The organism is Sphingobium sp. WCS2017Hpa-17, assembly GCF_031843765.1.
Classification (GTDB): Bacteria; Pseudomonadota; Alphaproteobacteria; order Sphingomonadales; family Sphingomonadaceae; genus Sphingobium.
Map to the genome: position 1 here is coordinate 106,509 of NZ_JAVTIV010000013.1, position 6,383 is coordinate 112,891.

Sequence of the window (6,383 nt, forward strand, 5' to 3'; positions counted from 1 at the left end):
CCGCGTCGCGGAAGCTGGGTCCGGTCGAAGAAGAGGCGGTTCCGCCGGCCTAGCCGGAACCGCCCCAGATCATGCCCTATTTTGTTCCTGCTGTCCGTCAGAAACGGACGGTGCCACGAACGCCATAGGTGCGGGGAGAACCATAGACATAGTTGATCAGCAGCGAACCGCCGGCGTTCACATAGCCCGCAAAGGCGAAGGGCCGATAATTTTCGATATTGCGGACGAAACCCTGAACACTGAAGCGGTCATTGGGAGCCACCCATTCCAGCGTGAAGTCGGTCTGGGTGAACGCCTTCTGCCGGGTGGCCAGGTCATTGCTGGGTTGCAGATAATAATCCGACTTGAACCGGCTGAACAGGCTGGCTGTCACCTTCTGATCGCCGAAGTGGAAATCATGGTCATAGCCCAGCGCAATGGTCCATTTGGGCGACTGCACCGGCGTATTGCCGCTCAGGTCAAAGGGCTGAAGTCCCGGCGTGTTGGGATCGCTGTCGGTCAGCGTGCCCGTCAGGCCCAGCAGGTTCGCGGAGAATTTGGTCAGCTTCGCATTCAGATAATTGACGGTCGCCGTGAAGCGATCGTTGCGGGACAGCAGGATCGTGGTGTCCGTTTCGATGCCCCAGATGCGTGACGCGCCCGCATTCACCACTTCTGCACCAACATTGGTGTCGAGGAAGATCGGGATCTGCTGATCCTTATAGTCATAATAGAAGGCAGATGCGTTGAACTGGATCGTGCGGTTGGCAAAGCTGTTCTTCGTGCCGATTTCATAGGCAGTCAGCTTTTCCGCGCCGAAAGAACTGACATTGTCGAAACCGCCCGCTTTGTAACCGGTGGCGACCTTGCCGTAGATCAGGTTATCGCGGCTCGGCTTATAATCCACGCCCAGCGTCCAGGTGACCTGACTGTCCTTCATGTTGGGGTAAGTGGTCGTGCTGCCCGCTGTTTCGAGTGTCGGGGGTGTAGAACCGAGGCCGAAACGAGGGCCGAAATTCGTGAACTGGGCGTTCTTCTTGTCCTTGGTATAGCGGATACCGCCGGTGACGCTCAGCGTTTCAGCCAGAGGAACGGTCGCCTGCGCGAAGCCAGCATAGGATTTATTCTTCACATAGGGGCGGTAGAAATAATTGAGGTAGCTGCCGCCCGCAGCCAGCGGCAGGAATAGTCCCTGCGCCATATACTGGTCTTCGTTAAAGTAGAAGGCGCCGACCTGATAGATCACGCCGCCATTCTCCCCGCCGGACAGGCGAATTTCATGGCTCTGCGTCTGGGAATTCTTCTCGTAATTCTGAATGAAGACGGTCGGTACATAGCCGTTCAGCGGCTGGCTGACATCGGACTGCACATCGCGATAACCGCCGATATAGCTCAGCGTACCGATGGAACCGACGTCGACGTCGAGCCGTCCGCGCACCGCATATTGCTTGATCCGGGTATAGCCCAGATCACCCAGCGGGAAGGATTTGCGCGGCGGATTGAACTGAAGATTATGCGGCACGCCGCCATTTTCCAGCTGCGGCGTCGACGGAATGGGATCGACCAGGCCACCGGCATAGGCCGGGTTGGTCAGCACGCCGTTATTGGCGACGACGATGCCATATTGGGCGACGCCGGTCGTGTCGACATTCACATATTCGCCGGCCAGATAGGCGCGCACGCCTTCGGTCGGTTCGGCGTAAATGGACAGACGGGCCGCGTCGGTATTGCCTGCGCTGCCGCGACCGGCTGGGCCGTTGTTGAAATAGCCGTCATGCTCATTGTGCATGCCGCTGGCGCGAATGGCGACCTTATCCCCCAACGGTAGGTTGACGGCGGCTTCGGCGGACAGCGACTTGTAATTGCCGTAGCTGCCCGTTGCATAACCGGCAAATTCGCCCAGCTTGGGCTTGGCGACGACGATGTTCAGCGCACCGGCCGTGGCGTTGCGGCCATAGAGCGTGCCCTGCGGGCCGCGCAGCACTTCGATGCGTTCCAGGTCGAAGAAGCTGGCATTCAGCGCAATCGGGCGGTTGATATATTCGCCATCAATGTTGATGGTCAGCGCCGGATCGGCAGTTTCGCCATGATCCTGGCTGGAAATGCCGCGGACCGAAATCTTGGTATATTGGGTGTCGTTGGTGATGTTCAGGTCCGGCGCAAGGCGCGACAGGCCGTTCACGTCACTGATGCCGGCGTTCAGCACGGCGTCACTGTCGAACGCGCGCATCGCGATCGGCGTATCCTGAATGTTGGTGGCGCGCTTTTGCGCGGTGACGATAATGTCGGCCAGGCCGGTCGTGCTGTTATCAGCAGGACCGTTCTCCTGCGCCCAGAGTGGGCTGGCGAAAGCAATGGCGGCGACACTGGCGGTCAACGCGGATATGCGGCGGAAATTTTGCATGGTTCCTCCCCTCGATGTTCCTCCCCCTTCATAGGGGGTTTTACGAATTGCAATGATGGTTTTAATAATGGGCGCCCTATGCGTCAACCCATAAAGGAATACGTATTTTAGTTTTGTTCCGATCCAGTTTTTTGGCGCGTAGGCCCAACATTCCATGGTTTTTATCGGGTCGGGGTGATCAATTGTCGGTCCGCCGGTCGGACGTACAATGGATCGATGGGCCTCAATGCAAGGTGGCGCTCGTCGCCTCTTTATGAGCCGTCTCCATGATTCGGCGACCTGATTGCAGGGCAAGGATCAGGACGCAGATCAGGACGATGACGGCATTTTGCGGCAGCGACTGGGCTTCGCCCATCCACCCATGCACCGCCGCCGCGACCATCTGATTGAGCAGCAGGGCGACTGCGCCGACCCGCGCCGCCGCCGGTCGAGCGATCCCGATCAGCAGCAACAGCGCGCACCCCATTTCGCTCCACCCGACGGTCCGGCCGACAGGCTCTGGCAGATAGACGGTCCAGGCGTGATGCTGCATCAGCTCGGCCAACGGCGCGAAGGCCTTCATATAGCCGACGAAGAGGAAGAAGAGCGCAAGCAAGCAGGATGCGAGGACGACGCCCATGATCTTGCCGGTCTTATGAAGCCTGTTACGGGAATGCATAAATTGCTTCCTCTCCTGTCCGGTCGTTGCCGGTTGGTCGACCATGTCGGTCGCAAAACTGGGTAGTGTCGGACCCGAGATCGCAATAATTAAAATAACATTCTAACTTTTGCGATCCGGTGTCATGTGTCCGTCAAGCCGTGAGAAACGGCTGATCACCGTGCTGCGGAAGCTGCGCTCAGTCGTAGATTGGCCGCAATTCCTTGTCCAAAAAGTAGCGTGTCATGGCCATCGAAGCCAACAGGTCGGGGGAACCGTCATATTCGATCGAAATCCACCCTTGGAAGGCATGTTGCTTTAGCAGGCGATAAAGGCCTTGCAGATCAAGTTCACCCTGGCCCGGTTCCCAGAACCATCGCGTGCCATCGTCGGCGATTTCCGGATCCTGTGCATAGCGCACGGCATCCGGTTGATTGGCAGAAGCGGTGTCCTTGAGGTGAAACGTGCTGATACGATCATGGTAATCATCGTAGAATTTGAGCAGATCTTCACCCAAGATCGCTATCTGAGCAGTATCGATGCAGTAGTGAACGAGCTTCGGATCGGTCGATTCGATCAGTTCGCGATGATTGGGGAGGTTGATCGCGCAGAAAAATTCATTGTGGAGGCCAATTTTTACCCCATGATCCGTCGCGTAGAGACCGATCTCGTTCATCACCTTTGCGCATTGCTGCACTTCTTCCCGGCTTAACGGACCCGTCCCGTAATAATTCTGGGTAGGGCAGGTGTTCATGTAAGTGCCACCAAACTGGACGATCGTGTCGACCGCCTCCCGCCCGGCGCGCACGGCTTCGTCGAAATGGTCCGCAGCATGGGAGGCATGGGCGCCATGGAACATCCCTATTACCTGCACCCCGCGATCCTTCGCGAATTCAGCGAAGTTTCGAGGCGATCCGAACAGTGGCACGATATCGGCTAGGTCCCAGGGCGCGATTTCGATTCCTTCAAAGCCCAATGCGGACTGATATTTCAATATATTGTCCCAGTCCGAATAATAGGCGCTGTTGGTCTTGTCCTCATAGTAGAATTCACGGAAATTATCGATCTTGCGGTAAGGGATCGCTTTCCAGTGGCACATATTTGCGTAGCGAATGTTCGACATGACGGAGGCTCCGTTCACTTTATTTGTGTAGCTGATTGAGGAGGATGCGGGTTCGCAACAGCGCGCGAAACGGGTCCCTCGTCTGTCGGGCGCTACAGGTGACGGCGCCGCGATAGTCCAGCTTGTCGAGCAGCGTCATGATCCCGGTCAGGTCGACCGATCCCGTGCCGGGATCACGGAAAACCTGCGTGGCACGCTCGCTTGGAAATTCGGGATTGGCAGATTTCCAGACGGACTGCGTATCGACGAAATCGGTGTCGGTCAGATGCACGCAACCGATCCTTCCGATTTGCGCTTCGATGAAGGCTTCGGCCGGGATGCCGGCGATAAAAAGGTTCGCCGTATCAATGTCCAGCTTGACCGTTTCGGGTAGCATATCGGCGAGCGCCAAAATCCGTTCACCCCGGAACAGACTCCAATATTCGTTGCGAAGCACGAGGTCGACGCCGCGCTCTGCCGCGGTGGTGGCAAGATCGGTCAGCAGTGTGACGGTGCGTGCCGTGAAACTCTCCAGATCATTCTCTATGTCGGGATGATATTGCGCGACCCGTCCATGGAAAGGGGAAGGGCTAATGGCGAAATAACGTGCGCCCAGATCTGCTGCGTGGCCGACGGCTTCCTTGGCAAAGTGACCAGTGGCGCCGAAATAGAAATCCAGATTGGCGTTGCGCATGAACAGGTTGGGATCGAAAGTCACACCGCTGACCTGGCTGATCCCGCTTGCCGCCAGTAATGCGCGATAATTGGTTGCGTCGCCATATTTGGTGTTTACGCAGTAGCGGTTGAACGGCACGCCGCTGCGTCCGCCGAATTGCCAGACCGGCTCATAAGGAATCTCGATGGTGGAGAAACCGGATGCGGCGATCAGCGTATAGAGTTCTTCCCAAAAATACCGGCTTTCGTAGCGGTTCCGGTTTGGTTCCTGATAATGGCGATTGATCAGGTCGAGACTGATCGCGATATTTTCGGCATACATGTCGGATATCCAATTATCTGGCGCGAGCGATTGTCGCCCTTGCGTCCTCTTCGACTGACGGTGTTTTGCCGTCAGCAGCCCAGCTTTTGCTGCGTCAGCGCCAGCGACTGGTCCATGGGGAGGGTGGGGAAATATTCCAGGCCGATGGCACCCGAATAGCCCAGATCCTGCAAGGTTTGCATGATATCGGCCCAGTCCAGACTGCCGGTGCCGGGTTCATGCCTGTCGTCCATGTCGGCGACCTGCACATGGGCGACCAGATGGATGCGGCCCGCCAGAACCTCGGCCATCGTCTCGCCCATGACCGCACTGTGCCAGACATCGTAGAGCAGGCGCAGATTGGGGCTGTTTACGGCCTCGACCAGATCAAGGCCAAGCTTTGTGCTGACCAGATACATCGCCGCGAACAATCGGGTATTGAGTGGTTCGAGCAAAAGCGTGACTCCTGCCTCCTCTGCCACGTCTGCCGCGGCACGCAGTGCGGTCACGGCATTGGCGAAATGCTCGTCTTCGCTTAGCCCCTCGATCCGGAAACCGGACGCGACAATAAGGTCGGGCTTGCCCAGTTGCTCCGTGGCCGCGATTGTCTCGCGCACTGCCGTGACCATCTCTTCGCGTTCAGCCGGATCGACAATCGAACGGCGCGGATCGACGCACACGCCGGTGAGTCGCATGCCTGTTTCGGCCAGCGCGGTCGCCAGTCTGTCTACCGGCTTGTCTCGCCAGAGATGAAATTCAACCAGTTCAAAACCGGCCACACTAGCCGCGCGCAGCCGTGCGTCAAGTTCCCCGGCTTCGGTAAATTGCCATTCGATACAGGATGAAAGTGGGTAGCACGCAGACATAGGATCTCCTTCCCATTCTACGGCCCCGTGGCACCAAAGGCGCTCGTATGCCTGGCGAGGTTGATCCCCACTATTTTGTAGCGTTTATATCGCGGCGTTTGCGAATGAGGTCAAGTTACTTTGGAATACCCACGCCAGGCATATATTGAGGCTTTGGTTGAGCGTCCGGGAAGGGTGTGCGCCGTGCAAAGGCGGCACTTTCTAGCGGGTGAAAGGCCCGCCCGGCGATGCTCCAGCCGGAAGCAACCGGGGCAGGCATGGAGGTGACGAAATGTCTGAAGCCCCCGGATGACGGTCACGTAGGTGACCGTGCGAGCGTACAGGCCGTAACGTGAGTGAACGCTGAGCAATCCTCGGAAAGGACGATGTGCAGGCCGACCCGTTAACCCTTACGGGGAAGGTTGATATGGACGGGCGAG

The 6,383-nt window shown here is 57.6% G+C and carries 5 protein-coding genes; all 5 read right to left on the reverse strand.

Annotated elements, in window-relative coordinates; all coding sequences use genetic code 11:
* Window positions 1-97: 97 nt before the first annotated feature.
* Window positions 98-2,383: a TonB-dependent receptor gene (locus RQH62_RS17140; protein WP_311269937.1), complete on the reverse strand. Its 2,286-nt coding sequence runs from the start codon at window positions 2,381-2,383 to the stop codon at window positions 98-100.
* 223 nt (window positions 2,384-2,606) lie between these two features.
* On the reverse strand, window positions 2,607-3,002 hold the full coding sequence (locus RQH62_RS17145; protein WP_311269938.1) for a DoxX family protein: 396 nt from the start codon (window positions 3,000-3,002) through the stop codon (window positions 2,607-2,609).
* A gap of 217 nt (window positions 3,003-3,219) precedes the next feature.
* Window positions 3,220-4,143 carry a sugar phosphate isomerase/epimerase gene (locus RQH62_RS17150; RefSeq protein WP_311269939.1) on the reverse strand — a complete coding sequence of 308 codons (924 nt, stop codon included), beginning with the start codon at window positions 4,141-4,143 and terminating at the stop codon, window positions 3,220-3,222.
* Between the two features lie 19 nt (window positions 4,144-4,162).
* Entirely contained in the window at window positions 4,163-5,119 is a 957-nt protein-coding gene (locus RQH62_RS17155) for a sugar phosphate isomerase/epimerase (RefSeq protein ID WP_311269940.1), read from the reverse strand.
* Window positions 5,120-5,190: 71 nt separating this feature from the next.
* A complete protein-coding gene (locus tag RQH62_RS17160; RefSeq protein ID WP_311269941.1) occupies window positions 5,191-5,964 on the reverse strand; it encodes a TIM barrel protein in 774 nt (257 codons plus the stop codon).
* Between the last annotated feature and the right edge of the window lie 419 nt (window positions 5,965-6,383).

Excerpts from the sequence above, each read along its gene's own strand:
- RQH62_RS17155 (WP_311269940.1), bottom strand. The coding sequence starts at position 5,119 with ATGTATGCCGAAAATATCGCGATCAGTCTCGACCTGATCAATCGCCAT.
- RQH62_RS17140 (WP_311269937.1), bottom strand. The coding sequence starts at position 2,383 with ATGCAAAATTTCCGCCGCATATCCGCGTTGACCGCCAGTGTCGCCGCC.
- RQH62_RS17160 (WP_311269941.1), bottom strand. The coding sequence starts at position 5,964 with ATGTCTGCGTGCTACCCACTTTCATCCTGTATCGAATGGCAATTTACC.
- RQH62_RS17145 (WP_311269938.1), bottom strand. The coding sequence starts at position 3,002 with ATGGGCGTCGTCCTCGCATCCTGCTTGCTTGCGCTCTTCTTCCTCTTC.
- RQH62_RS17150 (WP_311269939.1), bottom strand. The coding sequence starts at position 4,143 with ATGTCGAACATTCGCTACGCAAATATGTGCCACTGGAAAGCGATCCCT.